We start from the raw sequence: 20,086 nt of genomic DNA on the forward strand, positions 1-20,086 counted from the left end.
CTACACATAAATACTTCAAAATGACCAAAATTACATTTTTTATAGGGACTAATTTATATCTTTATTGAACGACAACTTTTAATCTGAAACGATGACGAAAACCGATACTTCCAAAGAAAACAGCACTTTATTTCATGCACAATCCATCGATAAATCTGTCGAGATGCTAAAAACCAATCTCTCTTCTGGTTTATCAGAAAACGAAGCTCAACAAAGACTATCCACCTACGGCCCCAATCAACTAAAGGCACACAACCGTAAATCTATTTTCAAGATGTTTCTTGCCCAATTACAAGATGCCTTGATTTACGTACTGTTCGCTGCTGTTGTCATCACCATGTTCATGGGCGAGTATCTAGATGGCATCATTATCATTATCGTCATTCTTATTAATGCAACATTGGGTGTTGTCCAGGAGATAAGAGCTGGAAATGCGATCGAAGCACTGCGAAAGATGGCGACCCCGAAAGCGTTGGTAAAACGCGACAATCAAGTTAAGGAAATCGGTTCGGAAGACGTAGTACCGGGCGATATTGTTATTTTGGATGCTGGACGTTATATACCCGCTGATTTACGTCTCGTTGAGAGCGCGAACCTGCAAATCGATGAATCCGCATTGACGGGAGAATCCGTAGCAGCAGAAAAAGACGCATCCGCAGTGTTTTCGGAAGACTATATACCACTCGGTGACCGCGTCAATTTAGCCTATATGTCTACGCTGGTTACCTACGGGCGAGGCATTGGTGTCGTGACCGGCACGGGAACAAACACGGAAGTAGGAAAGATAGCCGATATATTAAGCCAGGATAGCGAAACAAAGACACCGCTTGAAGTACGATTAGACCAGCTTGGAAAAACACTGGGCAAAGCAGCACTTGCTATCTGTGTACTTATCTTTATTATATCGTTTTTCCAAGGAAGGGATTTAACGGAAATGTTCCTAACATCGGTTTCCTTAGCCGTTGCGGCTATTCCAGAAGGACTGGCAGCCATTGTTGCTGTTGTACTTTCCATTGGCGTGACCAAAATGGCGAAACAAAACGCGATTATTAAAAGACTTCCTGCTGTCGAAACACTAGGTTCCGTAAACATCGTTTGTTCCGATAAAACCGGAACGCTGACACAGAACAAAATGACCGTTCAGGAGTTTTTCACTTTTACCGACAAAACTCAAAAGGTGGAAGACCAATCCGATCTTTCTGCAGAAGCCCATTTACTTTCGTCGGCCATGGTATTGGCTTCTGATGCTACATTGGAAAATGGAGACAGCACGGGCGATCCAACAGAGATTGCTTTGTTACAGCTGGCGGACGACTTAAAAATTGACCGGGCAGCATTATCGTCATCGCAACCCAGAATAGATGAAAAAGCCTTTGATTCGAATCGTAAGATGATGTCTACGCTCCATCAACAAGAGGACAAATTTGTAATATATGCAAAGGGAGCCATCGACAGCATTATTTTGAAATGTAAACATATTGTAGAGGATGGTGAAATCATTCCGTTAACAGAGACACACAAAACTATCCTTTCGGATGCCGCTGATGCCATGTCGGATAAAGCACTACGTACCTTAGCTGTCGCCTATAAACCATTGGAGAAACAGATCGACACGGAAAATTTTGAAAGGAATTTGGTTATGATCGGTGTAGTTGGAATGATCGATCCGCCCCGCGAGGAAGTCAAAGACGCTATCGCTACTGCCAAAGAAGCCGGCATTAGCACGATCATGATTACCGGAGACCATAAAAACACAGCTTTGGCTATCGCCAAGGAGCTGGGTATTGCGTCCAAACGCTCCGAGGCAACTACAGGCGCGGCCATCAACAATATGTCGCGGGAAGAACTAGAATCACATATTGAAGAATACAAGGTGTTTGCTCGGGTCTCTCCAGAACATAAGGTCAACATCGTAAAAGCTTTCCGGGCAAAAGGCAACATCGTTTCCATGACCGGGGACGGGGTGAACGATGCGCCTTCGCTCAATGCAGCAGATATCGGCGTAGCCATGGGAATCGAAGGTACGGATGTGGCAAAAAATGCCTCGGACATGATTTTGGCAGACGACAATTTCTCAACCATCATTGCCGCCATAGAACAAGGACGGAATATTTATAATAACATCAAAAAATCTGTTATCTTCCTGCTCGCCTGTAACGTTGGCGAAGTCATTACCATGCTCGTGGCGATTGGTGTGGGGTTACCTATACCGCTCATCGCGACGCAATTATTGTGGATTAACTTATTGACGGATACATTGCCCGCCGTAGCATTGGGCATGGATCCAGGCGACAAGGACGTGATGAAAGAGAAACCTAGGCCGTTAAACGATAATTTCTTTTCGCACGGAGCCGGACGGCGTGTCATTCTCGCCGGAATTCTCATGGGTATCTTGACTATTGTCGCGTTTGTAAGCGGCTATTATCTACATGGATACTCCCCTTTTGCCGATAATATTCCCGAAAACATTGAAGAATATGCGCGCACATTGGCATTCTTAACTATTATCGGCTGTCAGTTATTCTATTCATTCAGTTTCCGTCACGAGTATAAATCTATCTTTAGAATCGGATTCTTCTCCAATAAATACCTTTTCGGTTCGGTCGTCGTCGGTTTACTATTACAACTGATCGTACTTTATGTACCGTTTATGACGGAAGCGTTTAAGCTGCAAGCTGTTGGCATAAAGGAGTGGTTAGGCGTATTTGTGTTGAGTATTATACCCTTATTGGCAAACGAAGTCGTGAAAGTGTTTACAAGGAGGAAGATACAATAATAGCCGCTCCGTCTGATTGGATTGTTAATTTGACCTTTTTGTCTTTCGCTATCTTCAAATTGCTTTGTTGGGGGTTTAGTTTGGTATCATCCGAATAGTATACCGCTTGTCCTTCCGAAAGCATAGGCAGCGATACAACAATCTCTTTCGCCTCTTTCTCCGCATTGATGCCAGCGATATACCACGTGTCACCATGTCTACGTGCCAAAACAACATACTTGCCCGGATAGCCGTCAATAAACACGGTCTCATCCCAGACTGTAGGCACATCCTTCATAAAATCAATAATGAAATCAGGGTATTCTTTTAGATTATTTGGCGTAATACCAAAGTTTTGCACCGGCGTCTGAAATAAAACAGCCGTTGCCAGTTGAAAAACCTCACTCGTCTTACGGGTTGTTCCACCGTTATTTTCCTTATTATGACGTTTGTTCAGTAATACAGGTCCGAAATCCATCGATCCGACTGCATTCCGAATAAAGGGGTGTAACGTTGCATTATAAGCCTCCGTATCATTGGCGTGCTGTGTAAAAATCAAATTTTCGGATGCGAGCACCGCTTCACTTCCCACAAAATTTGGATACATCCGTTCCCATCCCCGAGGTAACGTACAACCGTGAAAAATAATGACTAAACCGTGATCATTTGCATCCGAAAGAATATCCTCGTAAAGCTGCATTGTTTCCTGCTTATCTCCACCAAAGAAATCAACCTTGATTCCTTTAACGCCTATGCGTTGCATCCAGGCCATCTCCTTCTTCCGTGCTACCGAGGTATTCATCCGATTTTTAGGTCCTTGCGGTGCATCATTCCAAAAACCATTCGAATTGTACCACAGGCAAATTCCGACTCCTTTTGTTTTCCCGTACGCCACCAACTCCTCAATCTTTTGATGTCCTATCTTCGTATCCCACCAGTTATCTACCAATGCAAATTCATAGCTCATATCAGCAGAGAGATCGATAAATGTTTTCTGATCCTCAAAATTGATACTGCCATCCTGCCACTCTAGCCAACTCCATGTCGAACGTCCGAATTGATAATCCTGAGAAGGATCGTATAATGGTTTTACTACGTCAAAAGCGATAGTCGTTTCCACAATCGGTTTTAGATCTTTTCCAACGGTGATCGTTCTCCAGGGCGTATATCCCGGCAATGCCAAAGTAGGCTGTGAGCTTCCTAACCCGTTATTTTCGCCTTCCTCCGGAAATGAAATCTGATAAAGACCGTTTGCCGTACTCTCGCTCAATTTCGAGCCACAATAAAGGCTACCTACCCCCGTCTCCGACACGAGTACCCACCCTCTATCACCTATACGAAATAACGCAGGGAACGTATAACCCACGCCATATTTAGAAGGCGTGCCAATGGGCTCATCCGGAACATACTCTTCTTCATAACTCGGTTTAGTTTTCTTCCATCCGATCATCGGTGTAGCTTGCGGTGTTAAAAATGTCGTTGTAAACTGTGGAAAGTCAAAACCGCTCAATTCCTTTTGAATAATGGCATTGGCAGGTTCGCCAGTTTGAGGTATGCCGTAGCGGAACGCTACATTGTTATTGCTCACCTGAAAAATGATTTCCAACAAAGTGCTGTCTTTATTCTCAAACATAAAGCTATGCTCATTTGCCCGATAATGCACCGATTTCCTTTTTATTTTAGGTTCTTCATAACGTTCGTCCACCTGCCGTGTTTGTTTATCGATTAGCCGAAGCCCGCTTGAAAGATCCCCTAAATGCGTCTGCAAACCTAAAGGTGATTTTTCGAGCATTTCCTGCCCATCAAAAACCACCGAATAGTATAGCTGCCCTTGGTCCAGCTCTAACATTACCGAGAGATGATTATCCGGGCTAACCATATTCATTTGTTGTCCTTTCACACCGGATAAAAAGAGAAGGAGCAGAACACTAGCAATAATTTTCTTCTTCATTTGAGCATTTATTAGTTTTTATAATTTAATACCTGTCTACGACCATCTTTCCAACGGATTTCAACCTTTCTTCCATCAGAAAGATGCTTCCATGTTTTCAAAGGGAATAATTCTTTTTCTCGCCACTTTTCACCAGATTTCTTCCATAATAGCAATGTCACAAAATACCGGTCGTCTTTAGCAGTTATTCCTTCTATATTAGAGACTTTACTTACGTCGGATACTGGATGCAGACCATTCGCGGTGATCACTTCGGATTTTTGCCATCCGTATACGGGGATCGTTGCCAGCTGATACACGCCGTTGTCTATAATAGTCGCTTCCAAATCAGCTGATTTGATCTTAGACTCCTTTATCGGAGCTTCCAATTGGGGCAAAGCATAATGACCTAAGCGCACCATCGCTGATTTCTCACTTATATCTTTATCTACCCTCAAAATTCCATTTGGTAGGATGACATCGGCAAGTAGTAGTTTTATTTGTTCATCAGAAGCCAATACCGCATCTCTGTAATACACGCCATCTTCAAATCCTTTAAACATATACATCCGAAAAGATTCCCACTCTTTTTGCCCGTTATAAAAAGTATAGTTCATGGATATTTCACCCCGTTTCCCATCTGCTTGCCAGGGAAATGCACTATTGTAAGCTAATTTATTATAGTTCTCTGTCCCTTCATAATATCCAATCTTTTTTGTGCCGCTCCACGATCGGACTTCCGATGCACCAATATCATTATAATCGGTGATGAGAAGCTCGGCATCTGCCGTGAATTTATGCAGCAGTCGAGCCTCTCCGATTTCATTATCCCACGCACCGTTATTTTCTGTTGCCGTCCAAAATATATTATCTTCCGGGATCAGCATACCCAAAAAGAATTTGCCTAACCAATACGCGCTGCCCCGGCAACTATATTCTTGAACAGCCGGCTCAAAAGCCCCGTAAAAGCCCAAGGTCGGCACGTTATCTTCCATCACGTCCGGATTCTGCAGAAATTGCAGCAACGTACCCGAAGCGATTCGGCGCATCCACCCGTAATTAATCGATGGATCTTCCAACATACCCAATAACGGGAATGGCGCAGCGGCTCCCATACGATAGGCAATGCTACGTCCCCACATAATCATTTCGCCATTTTGACTAAACATATACGGATAATTGTCTGCTACGGCACGTAGATTTTTCTTAAACTGGGTGGCAAAATCGGGGTACATGCAATCACCGTAGAACTTCGCCCATAAAGAACCATACATCTGAAAAGCCCACATGCTATAATAATCAAAATACGGACTGTCACTGTACCACCCATCCCCACGATAATCAGCCAGACATTTCTCCAAAAGCTCTTTCAAATATTCTTCTTTAACTTCATAACCTTTACTTTTAAAAAAGCTCATAATCATGATATTGAAAAAACGCCAATTCATTTGAATAGTAGGCCCATGACCATAACTGAGCATCGTATGCGCTAAAGCATCTTTCTGTGCTTGTGTTAATGGATCCCACAACACTTCCGGTGCCGCAGCCAATGATACAGCCAATCCGCCAAACTCCACGAGTTTCTGGCTTGGACCACCGTTCACTGGAAGTGGTTCAATATACGTGTCACTATGACGATCAAGCATCCGCATCATCTGATGACGATAATAATCCCCTACACGTATATCACCGATTCTGTAATCCGGGTCTTCTTTTATCAGCGGAAGGGCAACAAATAAAGTACGACATAGTCCTTCCATTTTCTCCGTTGGTGTATGCTTGCCGTCACGAGGGTAGCTTCTCCCCGGTTGTTTCGGAAATAACATCGGGCTATCTACACCTTCTACATGGCTAAAAGCCCCTTCTAATAAATATGCCGCTGCATCCTTCCAATGTTTTCGTGTTAATCCCGTTTTAGGGCTACGTTTATAATCGGGTTCATGCACTACGAAAGTATTTGTTTCTTTGATCTGTGGTTCCCATTCTATTACTTTCACTTCTGTAGGTGAAGCATCCAACAAGCCCTCTCCATCTTTTTGGTCTGTTTGCTGTACATAGAGTGCTAAGCGCCTTTTTTTTCTCCACAGCTCCGTATCAAACGTAGGTTCCCAGGCTCCCAATGATGTGGGGAATAGATCCAGTATCTCGTAGTTATGTTCGCGGATGTCATCCAGCTTCAGTACAGAAGCCTTATTTTCTCTTTCTTTATCCCGGAACAGCAATAGAAACGATATTTTCTCCCCTTTACCTTTTACCAATAACTGTGGCCGGGAAATAGGAATCTCTTTCGTCCCATGTCCACTCAAGGAAAATGGAGATGTCCGAAAGTCCAACGATTTCACGTTCCATTTACCACTCCCATAATGAATGATCTTGTATTGTGGGATTTTCGAGTCGGCAGCGCGCCAATAAGTAGCGATAAAAGGGTTGCCATCTTCATCTGCTGCCATAGCGGTTTGGTTGATCAATTCACTCTGTTCCGGAATCAGTGCCGCATATTCCGCGTTGTCTGCCGTGATAGGCAAACCATATATTGTGCCATCGGTTTTTTGCCAGGTTAAACCACCGTCTTTAGAACAAGCATACGCCATATCGTGGTTGCTTGCCACATCCGGAGATTCCCGCCAGACCCAGGAAATGTGAATTGTTCCTTTCTGATCAACGTAAGCCTGCCAGTATGCATTCCGTTTTCCCTCTCCACTTATCAGATTCGTGTGAAGTCGTAGCCATTTTTTCCGTTGCTGCTCATATTTGTTAATAATCAAGTTACCTGCTCCCGAACCACCGTCTCTGTAGAAAAAGAGAAGTTCACCAGTTGGTAACGCGAAGAACTCGGGGTAAGTCACACGTTCTTCCTCCCTTCCTACCATTGGCTGCTCCTCCCCAAGTTCCAATCCTCCAGGCGTTATACTTTTAGCGTAACGTAAACGACTATTGTGATGATCCCAAGCTACATGCAGATACCCATCTCCATCTAACATCATGCTGATAACATTATGCGCATCGGCTGCATTCCCTTTATACGATGTCCGCTGTATAGTCCACTGTTCACTTTCAAGCTGCCGCTTTCCTAAAGTTACAAACCCATCACCATCATAATACGCTATAAACTGAATTGTGTCATTACTCACGAGAGAGTTTTTCCTAAACACGGCTGTATTCACTGTATTCCGAGCCCAGCCATGGCCAACGTTCATTACACGAGCATCATGGGGCTGCGCTACGACAATAATAGGCATAACGCATATACCGAACAAAATGGTGAGCCATATTGGCCAAATAGCGGTTTTCCTGTCTTTCATCTTACCTGTCTAAATAACGGTACATTTCAACTCCAGCTAATAAAAAGGCTCCAACGCCAAAACCGGCAGTCGAATTTGCGTCGACAATCTGTCCGGGGATAGCTTTTTCTCCAATTGGCTGTACATAGCCTATCCGACCGTCGTCCTGCAAAGCCGTTTCGCTTAAAAATTTCCAACCCAATTCTGCTGTTTTGCCGTATTTTTCCCCGGGCAGGAACCCATTGTTTATCCCCCATAAAAACCCATACGTAAAAAAGGCAGTACCACTGGCTTCTGGTCCAGGAGCGTGTTGAGGGTCTAGCATGCTGCGCGTCCAATACCCTTCTTTCTGTTGACTCCTGGCTATCGCCTCTGCCATGTCTTTATATCGGCGCACATAATAATCATAATGCGGATTGTCTTTTGGCAGATCTTGTAACACTTTTGCCAGTCCGGCAAACACCCATCCATCTCCACGAGCCCAAAAATCTTTCTTTCCATTTGCCGATTTATGTTTTGGATAAACATATTTTGCATCCCTATAATATAACGCCTCCTCTTCATCAAACATAATACTATCTGCATAGCTTAAGTACGCATACATCTTCTCCAAATATTGATCATTGTCGGTCAATTTATACATCTTGGTCATCACCGGCATAACCATATACAAACCGTCGGCCCACCACCAATAATCGTTATTGGCTGTACTCATCTGATATTCCATCACCTCTTTAGCCCGAGCAATCTTGTAAGGTTTCGGGTCTAAGTTATAAAGATCAATATACGTCTGGAAACAGATTTGCCAATCCCCAAAAAGCACATAATCGTCTTTCTCACCATACGAATATTTCCAATTTGCTTTATCTTCCGATTTCGCTCCTGTCCACTCATTGTGTTCTGCCCACGCTTCGGAATACGCGCGATAAGATTCATTTTGGGTAAGTTTATATAGTTCCATATTCCCTGTATGGTAAGCCGCTACATCCCAAAAGGCCCAAGCAGTAGGTTTATGATGTTCTTGCCAATAATTGTTTGCTAAGTTCAATTTAGACAACACATCATCTTTAGTCAATCGATGACTACAAGAAGCTGATGAAAACAAAAATAAAAAACAAATGATAAGGTTTACACGCATTTTTTCTCTGGTTAAATTTTATAGATTAAACATTTTTGCACAAGAGTACTTTACAAAGATACCTCCCATTTACCGCCATCATGTTCAATTTCAAACTATTTATCCACTAAATTTGATTCAAAAGCCTTTATAATAATAAATTCCATGAACACTTCCATACACAAACCCTAACCGTATTTACGCGATCTGAAACATATTCAAACCTCTTTGACACAAATATCAACACCATAAACACCGCTACTCGTTAGTTTTGCTTTTGCAAGAAAGGCCTACAAAAAAATAAATGTAAAAAAAACACTTAAATTAAGCGTACAATTTTTATATTTAAATCACAATATGATATAGGCACACACAGCTAGCCAGATGTGTATACGTTTTACATAATTATATAGACATTACGCTGATGCAATCTTGTTAAATAGTATATACAAATATTTAAGATAAACCATGAAGAAGAAATTATTTACATTCTGTTTATTCGTTTGCAGCATCATCCTTGTCAATGGACAATATCGTACGCCAGTGGAAAAGGACTATGTCGCCTATCTTTTTGCCTATTTCACGGGCAATGCTGTAGAAGAAGAACAGGTACATTATGCTATTAGCACTGACGGATATAACTATTTTGCTTTAAATGAGAACAAGCCTGTGCTGGCATCCAGTGATATCAGCTCCACTGGTGGCGTACGGGATCCACATATACTTCGTCGTCACGATGGTCAAGCTTTTTACATGGTATTGACGGATATGACATCTTCTAAAGGATGGGATTCCAACCGGGCGTTAATCCTTTTAACGTCTGACAATCTCACTGATTGGACATCTAATGTCATCAATATACAACAAAAATACGCCAATCAAGAAAATTTAAAACGTGTCTGGGCTCCCCAAACGGTTTTCGACGAAAAAGCACAAAAATATATGGTGTATTGGTCGATGCAACATGGCGATGGTCCCGATATTATTTATTATGCTTACGCTAATAACGATTTCACCGATCTGGAAGGGGAACCGAAACGGTTATTTATTCCTAAAAGCAAAAAATCCTGTATTGACGGGGATATTATATATAAAAACGGTATATACCATCTCTTTTATAAAACGGAAGGTGATAGCAACGGCTTAAAAAAGGCAATGACCGATGATCTGACATCGGGCGTTTGGATTGAACAACCAGACTATAAACAACAGACCAAAGAGGCCGTCGAAGGATCAAGTATATTCAAATTGACAAATACAGATAAATATATACTGATGTATGATGTTTATATGAAAGGCACTTATCAATTTTGTGAAAGCTGTGATCTCGATCAATTCCATGTCATCGATCAACAAATCAGTATGGATTTCCATCCCCGTCATGGTAGCATTATTCCCGTTACACGAAAAGAACTTGAACATTTGTTAAATACTTATGGCGCACCAAAAAACTACGCGCACGTTCCGCAAAATAATCCGATATTAGAAGGGTATCATGCCGATCCGGAAATACTTTATGCTGAAAAAACCGGCAAATATTACCTGTACCCTACCAGCGATGGTTATACGGGGTGGGCAGGCGATTATTTTAAAGTGTTTTCTTCTGAAAACTTGAAAGATTGGAAAGCGGAGGGAACGATGTTAGATCTTAAAAAAGACGTCTCCTGGGCAGATAGAAATGCATGGGCACCTGCCATCATCGAAAAGAAAATTGGAAAAAATAAATACAAGTATTATTACTATTATACCGCTGCTCAAAAAATCGGTGTTGCCGTGGCTGACCACCCCACAGGGCCATTCACCGATTCGGGCAAGCCACTTGTGGCAACAAAGCCGGCAGGTATCAAGGGCGGACAGGAAATCGACCCAGATGTATTCCGTGACCCCATGAATGGAAAATATTACCTTTATTGGGGCAATGGTTATGGTGCTGTAGCAGAACTAAACGACGATATGGTATCCTTAAAAGAGAATACGACAAAGGTTATTACGCCCGATGCCACATTCCGCGAAGGCTTTTATGTGTTTTACCGCAACGGAACATATTATTTCCTCTGGTCAGAAAACGATACGCGTAGCGAAGATTATCGTGTACGATACGGCACTTCCAAATCGCCCACAGGACCGATTGAAATACCCGAAAACAACCTGATTTTAACTAAAAATCCCGAATTGGGTATTTACGGTCCGGGGCACAATTCGGTTCTGCAAATTCCGGGCAAGGATGAATGGTATATTGTTTATCACCGATTCAGCCGTCCGAACGGCATCAAAATGGGTGACGCAGCGGGATATCACCGGGAAGTATGTATAGATAAAATGGAATTTAACGAAGACGGCAGTATAAAACCGGTTGTCCCAACGCTGTAAACAATTCATTCGTTACTAAAGTATCATTCGTATGAAGTTAAAGAAACTTATCAGTATATGTTTGCTTTCCACTGCGATCGGAACCGTATTACAGGCGCAAACACAAAAGCAGATCGACTATTTTGAGCTGCGTGATGTCCGCTTGCTACCAAGTCCTTTTAAACATGCAGAGGAACTGGATTTAAATTATTTATTGGAGTTGGATGCCGATCGTCTCCTCACGCCTTTTCTCCGCGAGGCAAACCTCCCCTCGCCTACAGAAAGTTACGGCAATTGGGAGAATACAGGGTTAGACGGCCATATCGGTGGACATTATGTTTCTGCATTGTCCCATATGTACGCTTCCACAGGCGACTCCCGTATAAAAGAGCGGCTTGATCATATGCTCCGTAACCTGAAACGTTGTCAAGATGCCAATGGTGATGGTTATATCGGCGGTGTACCGGAAGGGAAAGAGCTTTGGGAAGAAGTGAAACGGGGAAAAATCAAAGCCGGGGGATTCAGTTTAAACGAACGGTGGGTACCTCTATATAATATCCATAAAACGTATGCCGGATTACGCGATGCTTATTTATTGACCAGCGATGAAATGGCTAAAGAAATGCTGGTTAAAATGACAGACTGGGCGATAGCATTGGTTGAGGGTCTGAGCGAAGAACAAATACAGGATATGTTGCGTAGCGAACACGGTGGACTCAATGAAACATTCGCCGACGTGGCTGCCATCACGCAAAATCCGAAATACCTCGTACTTGCCAAACAGTTTAGTCAGAAAGCGGTTTTAAATCCATTGTTAGCGCACGAAGATTACCTTACCGGTAAACATGCCAACACACAGATTCCGAAAGTGTTAGGATTCAAGCGTATTGCGGATCTCTTCGAAGACGATCAATGGGCGGATGCAGCACGTTATTTTTGGGAAAATGTCATCGAAAGACGGTCTGTATCGATTGGCGGAAATAGTGTGAGCGAACACTTTAATCCTGTTGATGATTTTTCTAAAATGATCCAGAGCATAGAAGGTCCCGAAACCTGCAATACCTACAATATGCTGCGACTGACACGTATGTTGTATCAAACCGATCCGAAAAGCAAATATCTCGATTATTACGAACGCGCCCTTTATAACCATATCCTATCGACACAAAATCCAGAAACAGGTGGGCTTGTTTATTTTACACAGATGCGGCCTGGACATTATCGCGTCTATTCGCAACCTCATACCAGCATGTGGTGCTGTGTTGGATCCGGTATCGAAAACCATGCAAAATATGGCGAGATGATTTATGCCCATAGCGGTGACGACCTGTTTGTCAATCTCTTTATTCCATCTACTTTAAATTGGCAAGAGAAAAACGTCAAGCTTGTGCAAGAGAATAACTTCCCAACGGAAAACAAAATACAATTTACGGTGCACCCGAAGTCTGCTACGTCTTTCGCCTTACGTATCCGTAAACCTGGCTGGCTAGCAGGCGAACCTGTCGTTCAACTCAACGGTAAGCCGTATGATGCTATCCCATCCGAAGAGGGTTGGATTACGATCGAACGTCAATGGGAAAAGAGCGACCGCGTGTCGGTTGAACTTCCTATGCACATTCATACCGAGCAGCTTCCCGATCGTTCTAACTACTACAGCATACTTTATGGTCCACTTGTGTTAGCCGCAACTACAAGCACAGAAGACCTAGCGGGGTTGTTTGCTGATGATAGCCGGATGGGCCATGTGGCACGTGGCAGGCAAATTCCATTACGCGATATGCCTATCTTAACTACTCGGCCGGATAACATTCCTAATTTGGTAAAAAGAGTAGACAATGGTCTGCTACGCTTTAAACTCTCTGGTCTACGGTTAGGAAAAGAACAGCTTAGTATGGAACTTGAACCGTTTTACAAAACGCACGAGGCCCGATATATCATTTATTGGCCGCAGGCAACGGAGGAAGAGCTTGCTGCCCTCCAAGAAAAAACAGAACGCGAAGAAAGAGAATCACTGCGTTTGGCCGGTATAACGATCGACCGGGTTGTTAGCGGTGAACAACAGCCAGAATCAGATCATTTCATCAAAGAAGAAAACACGCAGGCAGGCAGTATAGAGGACGTCCGCTGGCGAGAGGCAAAAGGTTGGTTTAGTTATGCCGTTAAAACCGATCCAAAGGAAAACGTACAATTATTTATCAGATATTTAGACGAGGAAAACCGAAAAACGAACGTTCTCATCAACGATAAGGAGATCGGAAAGCTACCACAGGATAATTTGGGCTCCGGTGAGGTCAAGACGGCCGTGATCGCTATTCCGCCAAATAGCAACAAAGCGGCAACCTTCCAAGTCAAGATCGCTGCCGATACGCCATCAACCAGCCATAAAATACTCGAAATAAGAATCATCAAAGCAGATTAGTTAAGGGTTTATCCCGTTTGATTATCGCCGTTTTAGTTGTAGCATTTCCGTACCTTTGTCCGACAGATAAACATAAATCGTGACCAAAGCATTAGCATACCACTTTATTCTTATTTTCTTCTACATAGGAGTATATCCCTCTTTTGCCCAGCAAATCGGGATTTCCCCTGTAAAAATTGAGCAGGAGCTTCCTTCATTAACAGTAAATAAAACATTCCAAGATAGCGAGGGTTATATATGGTTTGCTACAGCCTACGGCTTAAGCCGGTTCGACGCTTACAATCTGCTAACATTTAAGCTTCAAGACGAAGATGGAACGGTTGCGCCCCACCAAACTATCTTGACCATTAACGAAAACGCCGGTCAGCTCTTATTAGGTGCCGAAAATGGTCTTTATGTATTAGAGAAGAAAACGTATCGTATTTTACCATTTCCAGATGCAAACTTAAAAGGACGCCGCGTTGCGACCATTTTGGTAGACAAAGAATCCAAAATTTGGGTAGGAACGACCAACGCGATTTATGTGTACAATAAAGACTTTAGTTTATACGCCGCATTTGAGCACAAGCCGGGAGATAAAAATTCTATCCCGCCCGGAAGTATCAACGCTATATTCCAAGACCAGAATGGAGAGATATGGACAGGTATCTGGGACGCGGGGCTTTATAAATTAGATAAAAGAAAGCAGCAATTTGTTGCTTTTCCGCGCATAGGAATCCGGAACAATCCTTTTAAAATAATGCAGGATGACCGGGGACAGTTTTGGATAAGCACCTGGGGAGATGGTCTTTTTCTCTTCAATCCGGAAGACAAAGAAAACATGTACCGGGAAATTATCATCAAAAATAAAAGACGGGAAGTTGGAAAGGAAGACCTGGTATATAATATCATACAAGACCATGCAAAGAAATATATCTGGGTTTTATCTTATTCGGGTATTTCTACTTTTCAATACAATGATAACAATATCATCGAAGAACTTAATTTCTCCCACCTGTTTCAATATACGTCTAATTTTTTCCAAGATATCTACCAAGATCGCTCCGGCACGCTATGGCTCGCTATAAGCGGTAAAGGGATATCTACCATTAGCTTTGACAAACCAGTTATGCGCAGCTTTGAGTTGCCTGAGGTTCAGCAAAGATATAATATATCGCCAAACTTCAATATGCTTTACCAGGACCATGAAAATCAATTGTGGTTCAATCTGGAACGCATCGGTTTAGGAAAGTTTATCCCGGGAACGAATGAATTAGAGACTTATAGCAATCTCCGTTTTAAGGACTTGCTATCGATACGGGCGGTTAATTGTGCGTTGGAGGTGGATGATGAACTGTGGGTAGGCGGTGCATATGGAACGATCATGAACGTGTTCCGAAAAGAAAGTGGAAACCTCACACTGTTACGCACAATTGATTTAGCCCAATATGCTAATGAGATTGGTGTTCCCCACCATCTTTTTCAAGATACAAAGGGGAATTTATGGATCGGAACTACCCGCGGCATGATGTACAGAAAAGCAGGAAACGAACAATTATATCAAGTAGAGGGTATAAACGGATATATTGTAGCTATATCCCAAGACGCCCGAGGCAATATATGGGCTGCCACAAAAGATCACGGTATTTATCAAGTGGACAACCATGCGAGCTGGAAATCCACACGTCGTATAGGCAAAGAAACAGTCGGATTAAAAACCGACCAGATGGAAACAATGGACGCGGACAGCCGTGGATACCTGTGGATAGGGACAAAAGATAACAGGTTACTTTCGTTTCATACGGAAAACGGGCGGGTACAGGAATATGCAAATAGTCAACTGCTATCTCCCAATCAAATATTGCATGTGGTTTGCCTGGATAGTACGGTATGGTTCTCCAGCACCCGGGCAGTATATAAATTATTACCCAAGGACAACCGTATCTTTGAATATAGCCGTAGCGATGGTATCCCGATCAGTATGTTTACAAAAGGTGCTTTTACGGCGGATAAAGCTCGTAAAACCGTATATTTTGGTGGATATAATGGCATTGTCCAATTTTGGGAATCTTCTTTTGCACCGAATCATAAATCCGCTGTGGTTATCTCTGATATTAAAATCAATAACCAATCTGCTATATCCCATAGTCTCCATGCGAAATATGATTTTCGTGGAAAATCGCTTGTGCTCGAGCCGGAAGATCAAAGTTTAGAGATTCTGTTTTCTTCTTTTGAGTATACGCACCCGGGTAAAATAAGATATGCCTATAAATTAGAGGGAGTTGATAAAGATTGGGTATACGCACCTCGGGAACGTCTATTTGCAACCTACAATAATCTGGGGAAAGGGCAATACACATTCCTGATCAAAGCAACAGATTTAGACAATCAGTGGAGTTCGGAAGTAACACGCCTGCAAATCCGCAAGAAACCGGCATTCTACGAAAGTAATCTAGCTTATATGCTCTATGCATTACTTGCTTTAGGTATTGCCTACGGCATTATCAGATTTTATGTTAATCGGCTCAAGTTACAAAGTGATCTTCGGATCGCTCAAATCGAAAAAGAAAACGCCAATAAGCTTGTACAGACCAAATTGAGCTACTTCACCAATATATCGCACGAATTGTTAACACCACTTACCATTATATCCTGTCTGATCGATGATGTGCAGATGATCACGAAGAAGAACCTTTCCCAATTTGACAAAATGCGGTTTAACCTAGACAGATTGAAAAGGCTTCTACAACAGATATTAGATTTTAAGCGGGTTGAAAATCAACAGATGGCACTACGTGTAGGACGCGAAGATCTTATCGCTTTTATTACCAATATCTGCACGATTTATTTCAGTCCGCTAGCTAAACGTAAAAACATGGACTTCGAGGTTATTCAAGGGAATTGTATACCTGAAGGATATTTTGACGCGGATAAGCTTGATAAAATTATTTTTAATATCCTATCAAATGCTTTTAAATATACACCCAGCGGAAGGAGCATAAAACTTGCATTTCATACCGAACGTATACAAGAATTTCTTCATTTAGTTGTCAACGTACAAGATACCGGTATGGGCATTGCGCAGACGGAGCTGGATAAAATATTCATTCCGTTTTATAATAATAGACAGGCTAAACAACAAGAAACGAATGGTATTGGATTGGCATTAACAAAAGAGCTTGTGGAGCTTCATCATGGCTCTATTGAAGTAGTTAGTGTAGTAGGCGAAGGTTCTACGTTCACGGTATGTCTCCCTGTTGAAAAAGCAGCCTATACAGCGGAGGAATTACGCGAATTACACGACAGCTTTGTTGATTCGGCCAATTTGTTAAAAGAAGTACCAGATTCTTCGATTACACCGCTTCCACAGGTAGAAGGCAGGAACGATATCACGATTTTGCTCGTCGAGGATAATATAGATTTATTACAAACGGTGCAGAGTGTGCTTTCAAGAACGTACCATGTGGTTACCGCCCAGCAGGGTGAAGAAGCATTGGCTATCTTACAGAAACAGGAAATCGATATTGTCATCAGTGATATTATGATGCCCGTTATGGATGGTTTAACCTTATGCCGCCGTGTTAAACAAGATCCCGAAATAAACCATATCCCCGTTATCTTATTAACAGCTAAAAACAGTATAGACGACCGTATAGAATGTTATCAAGCCGGTGCCGACAGTTATATCAGCAAACCTTTTGACCTCAAGGTTTTAGAAGCACGTATACATAGTTTTTTAGTACACAAGCGGACAAAACAGGAAGACTTCAAAGCAAGCCCACAAATCAATATTTCTTCTTTGGATTATACGCCGCAAGATGAACAGTTTCTCGAAAAGATGATCAGTGTTGTAGAGGAAAATCTCACCGATGATCAATTTGATGTCGTGGCGCTTGGTAACGCGCTCGGATTATCCAAATCCACACTTTATCGAAAAACAAAGGCGCTATTGGATCTATCGCCAAGTGAATTTGTTAAAAATATCCGATTGAAACATGCTTGCCAGATGATGGAAAAAGATAAATCTATTTCTGTTAGTGAAGTTGCATTCGCCACCGGCTTTTCGGATCCCCGTTATTTCTCTACTTGTTTTAAAGCAGAATTTGGAATGACGCCTTCGGAATATCAGAAAACGTCGCGGGAGGAATAGCAAAATAGTATATTCACCACAAGCTTTGGTTATGGACGAACGGAAAAATTATTTTGATCGGTTACAAAAGGGCGATGAAGCAGCGTTGGATTATTATATCAAGAACAACATCCAGACGTTGACCTTTTTCGCCTATAAGCATGTTCGGGACGAACAGTTATCAGAAGAGATTGCTTGCGATAGCTTTGTGAAGCTATGGCACAACAGACATCTTTTAAAAAATGAATTGCATTTGCAGAATTTTTTATTCCGGGTAACCAGAAATGCATGTCTGAATTATCTTGACAAGCAAAAAAACAAACCCGTTTTAGACTATGATTTAGAATCACTGACCATTGCCGATGATAATGATATAAATCGGAAAATTATTTACGCTGAATTCCTCAAATTAATTTATGACGAACTTGAAAAGCTACCTAAACAACAAGCATTGATATTTAAAATGAGCTTTTTGGATGGTTATTCAACAGAGGAGATCTGTGATATCTTAAAAACCAGTAAAAACAATGTATTTTATGCAAAATCAAAAGCCCAAGCTACTTTACGCCTACTTTTAAAAAAGAAGAAATTTGAGCTATACAGTGTGCTGCTCCTGGCCTATTTTTATCACCCCTAAATTATTTTTCTTTTTTTACTAAGATTCTCTTTAAAATCCGGTATATATTAAAAAACAAGAAAGATGCTGGATACACAATTGATAGCTTTCCTTATAAAAAAATATCTTCATAACGAACTCACAACAGAAGAATCGTTGTTATTTCGTGAGTGGTTAAATGCAGATGCCGAAAATGTTAAACTGCTTTCGGAGTTAGAGACGGCCGATAAAGTTTTCACAGATCTTTCCATTTATAATCGGATCGCCGAACGTCAAAAAGAGGGCACGAAGCTAACTGCCCTAACCGAAAAGATCAAAGAACGTACCAGACAAGACGAAAAGCAACCAAAACCCATTAGAGCTCGTTCAAAACGCGCACTAAATTGGATAAAGTATGCTGCGGCGATACTTATTCTTTTTAGCTCAATATATGTTTATATCAAACAAACGAGCGATGTGCCCTACCCATCCGAGAACCATTCTACACATTTTTCCGACATCGCCCCCGGCACCAATCGAGCGATTTTAAAGTTACCAAACGGAAAGACAATAGATTTGGACAACGATGCAGACGGCATCATCGCTGACAACACTACTATTTCTTATGCAGACGGACGAAAGATCGAAATAGCAAACAGTTCCGCCCCACAAAACGCCATCGTCACATTAGAAGTCCCTCTACGTGGCCAGTACCATGTCACCTTATCCGATGGGACAAAAGTCTGGGTGAACGCTGGTTCCAAACTCCATTATCCATTACACTTTGAAGGAAACCAGCGCGCTGTAGAATTGGAAGGAGAAGCTTATTTTGAAGTTTCTACGGATGAGATTCCTTTCATTGTAAAATCGAAGAACCAGACCTTAAAGGTACTCGGAACAAAGTTCAACATATCAGCCTATGATGAACGAAAAGAAATAATAACAACATTGGTCGAAGGAAAAGTCGCATTGGGAAGCGAAAATATCCAAGAAGCCCCATTAGTACTTACCCCCGGACAACAGAGTATATTTAATGGGAAGCGCTTTTCAAAGACAAAAGTCGATGTTGAACAATTTATCGCCTGGAAAAACGGACAGTTTTACTTTGATGGCGTATCTCCAGAAGAAGCTTTTTCTCAACTTGCAAAATGGTACGATATCGATATTGTTTATGAAGGCACAACGCCTAAATTCGAGTTTTTTGGCATAATCGATAGGGGGAAAAACCTAAGCGGAGTTCTTGATATCTTAAAAAAGAGTGGCTTAAATTTTAAGTTAGAAGCACAAGGAACGCACCGTAAATTAATTATTCAGGACGAACAAACTTATTAGCCACAAGCAGAAAGGAGGAAATTATAAAACAATCAGCATAGCCGCAGATAAACACCAAGTCGACCATAATAAACCGGGCGATGCCACCAACATCACCCGGAGAAAAGTGTCGACTGGCTTCCGCTAAGTGGAAAACTTAGCGCTTATAAACTTAGTTACCAATCTAACATTACAAATCTATGTTTTTTAAACCATTTTTG

At 42.0% G+C, this 20,086-nt stretch carries 9 protein-coding genes; 6 read left to right on the forward strand and 3 right to left on the reverse strand.

The genetic code is table 11. The features are described from left to right. Nucleotides 1-91 precede the first annotated feature (91 nt). Nucleotides 92-2,776 carry a cation-translocating P-type ATPase gene (locus H8B21_RS13180; protein WP_190314241.1) on the forward strand — a complete coding sequence of 895 codons (2,685 nt, stop codon included), beginning with the start codon at nucleotides 92-94 and terminating at the stop codon, nucleotides 2,774-2,776. Here H8B21_RS13180 and H8B21_RS13185 read toward each other — a convergent pair. Genes H8B21_RS13185 through H8B21_RS13195 form a run of 3 tightly spaced genes read right to left on the reverse strand, consistent with a single transcriptional unit; the run spans nucleotide 2,754 to nucleotide 9,104 of the window. Continuing rightward, a complete protein-coding gene (locus H8B21_RS13185; protein WP_190314242.1) occupies nucleotides 2,754-4,706 on the reverse strand; it encodes a glycoside hydrolase family 97 protein in 1,953 nt (650 codons plus the stop codon). The two genes, H8B21_RS13180 and H8B21_RS13185, sit on opposite strands and share 23 nt — an antisense overlap. Before the next feature lie 11 nt (nucleotides 4,707-4,717). Then, the gene (locus H8B21_RS13190; protein WP_190314243.1) at nucleotides 4,718-7,987 is read right to left on the reverse strand and encodes a BNR-4 repeat-containing protein; all 3,270 of its coding nucleotides are present in this window, start codon (nucleotides 7,985-7,987) and stop codon (nucleotides 4,718-4,720) included. Nucleotide 7,988: 1 nt separating this feature from the next. Then, entirely contained in the window at nucleotides 7,989-9,104 is a 1,116-nt protein-coding gene (locus H8B21_RS13195) for a glycoside hydrolase family 88/105 protein (RefSeq protein WP_190314244.1), read from the reverse strand. 447 nt (nucleotides 9,105-9,551) lie between these two features. Here H8B21_RS13195 and H8B21_RS13200 point away from each other — a divergent pair, with 447 nt between their 5' ends. The 5 genes from H8B21_RS13200 (at nucleotide 9,552) to H8B21_RS13220 (ending at nucleotide 19,886) form a co-directional block, all read left to right on the forward strand. Further along, nucleotides 9,552-11,453, forward strand: coding sequence for a family 43 glycosylhydrolase (locus tag H8B21_RS13200; RefSeq protein ID WP_190314245.1), 1,902 nt, complete (start codon nucleotides 9,552-9,554; stop codon nucleotides 11,451-11,453). A 31-nt stretch (nucleotides 11,454-11,484) separates the two neighbouring features. Next, complete coding sequence (locus H8B21_RS13205; protein ID WP_190314246.1) at nucleotides 11,485-13,851, forward strand: glycoside hydrolase family 127 protein; 2,367 nt, start codon at nucleotides 11,485-11,487, stop codon at nucleotides 13,849-13,851. A gap of 79 nt (nucleotides 13,852-13,930) precedes the next feature. Continuing rightward, a complete protein-coding gene (locus H8B21_RS20830) occupies nucleotides 13,931-17,980 on the forward strand; it encodes a hybrid sensor histidine kinase/response regulator transcription factor (protein ID WP_190314247.1) in 4,050 nt (1,349 codons plus the stop codon). Between the two features lie 31 nt (nucleotides 17,981-18,011). After that, a complete protein-coding gene (locus H8B21_RS13215) occupies nucleotides 18,012-18,596 on the forward strand; it encodes an RNA polymerase sigma factor (RefSeq protein WP_190314248.1) in 585 nt (194 codons plus the stop codon). 63 nt (nucleotides 18,597-18,659) lie between these two features. Beyond that, the gene (locus tag H8B21_RS13220; RefSeq protein ID WP_190314249.1) at nucleotides 18,660-19,886 is read left to right on the forward strand and encodes a FecR family protein; all 1,227 of its coding nucleotides are present in this window, start codon (nucleotides 18,660-18,662) and stop codon (nucleotides 19,884-19,886) included. Nucleotides 19,887-20,086: the final 200 nt, after the last annotated feature.

The organism is Sphingobacterium chuzhouense (assembly GCF_014692525.1).
GTDB lineage: Bacteria > Bacteroidota > Bacteroidia > Sphingobacteriales > Sphingobacteriaceae > Sphingobacterium > Sphingobacterium chuzhouense.

What these genes read in the sequence shown, in the direction of transcription:
- H8B21_RS13180 (WP_190314241.1), top strand. Translation starts at nt 92, where the DNA reads ATGACGAAAACCGATACTTCCAAAGAAAACAGCACTTTATTTCATGCA.
- H8B21_RS13185 (WP_190314242.1), bottom strand. Translation starts at nt 4,706, where the DNA reads ATGAAGAAGAAAATTATTGCTAGTGTTCTGCTCCTTCTCTTTTTATCC.
- H8B21_RS13190 (WP_190314243.1), bottom strand. Translation starts at nt 7,987, where the DNA reads ATGAAAGACAGGAAAACCGCTATTTGGCCAATATGGCTCACCATTTTG.
- H8B21_RS13195 (WP_190314244.1), bottom strand. Translation starts at nt 9,104, where the DNA reads ATGCGTGTAAACCTTATCATTTGTTTTTTATTTTTGTTTTCATCAGCT.
- H8B21_RS13200 (WP_190314245.1), top strand. Translation starts at nt 9,552, where the DNA reads ATGAAGAAGAAATTATTTACATTCTGTTTATTCGTTTGCAGCATCATC.
- H8B21_RS13205 (WP_190314246.1), top strand. Translation starts at nt 11,485, where the DNA reads ATGAAGTTAAAGAAACTTATCAGTATATGTTTGCTTTCCACTGCGATC.
- H8B21_RS13215 (WP_190314248.1), top strand. Translation starts at nt 18,012, where the DNA reads ATGGACGAACGGAAAAATTATTTTGATCGGTTACAAAAGGGCGATGAA.
- H8B21_RS13220 (WP_190314249.1), top strand. Translation starts at nt 18,660, where the DNA reads ATGCTGGATACACAATTGATAGCTTTCCTTATAAAAAAATATCTTCAT.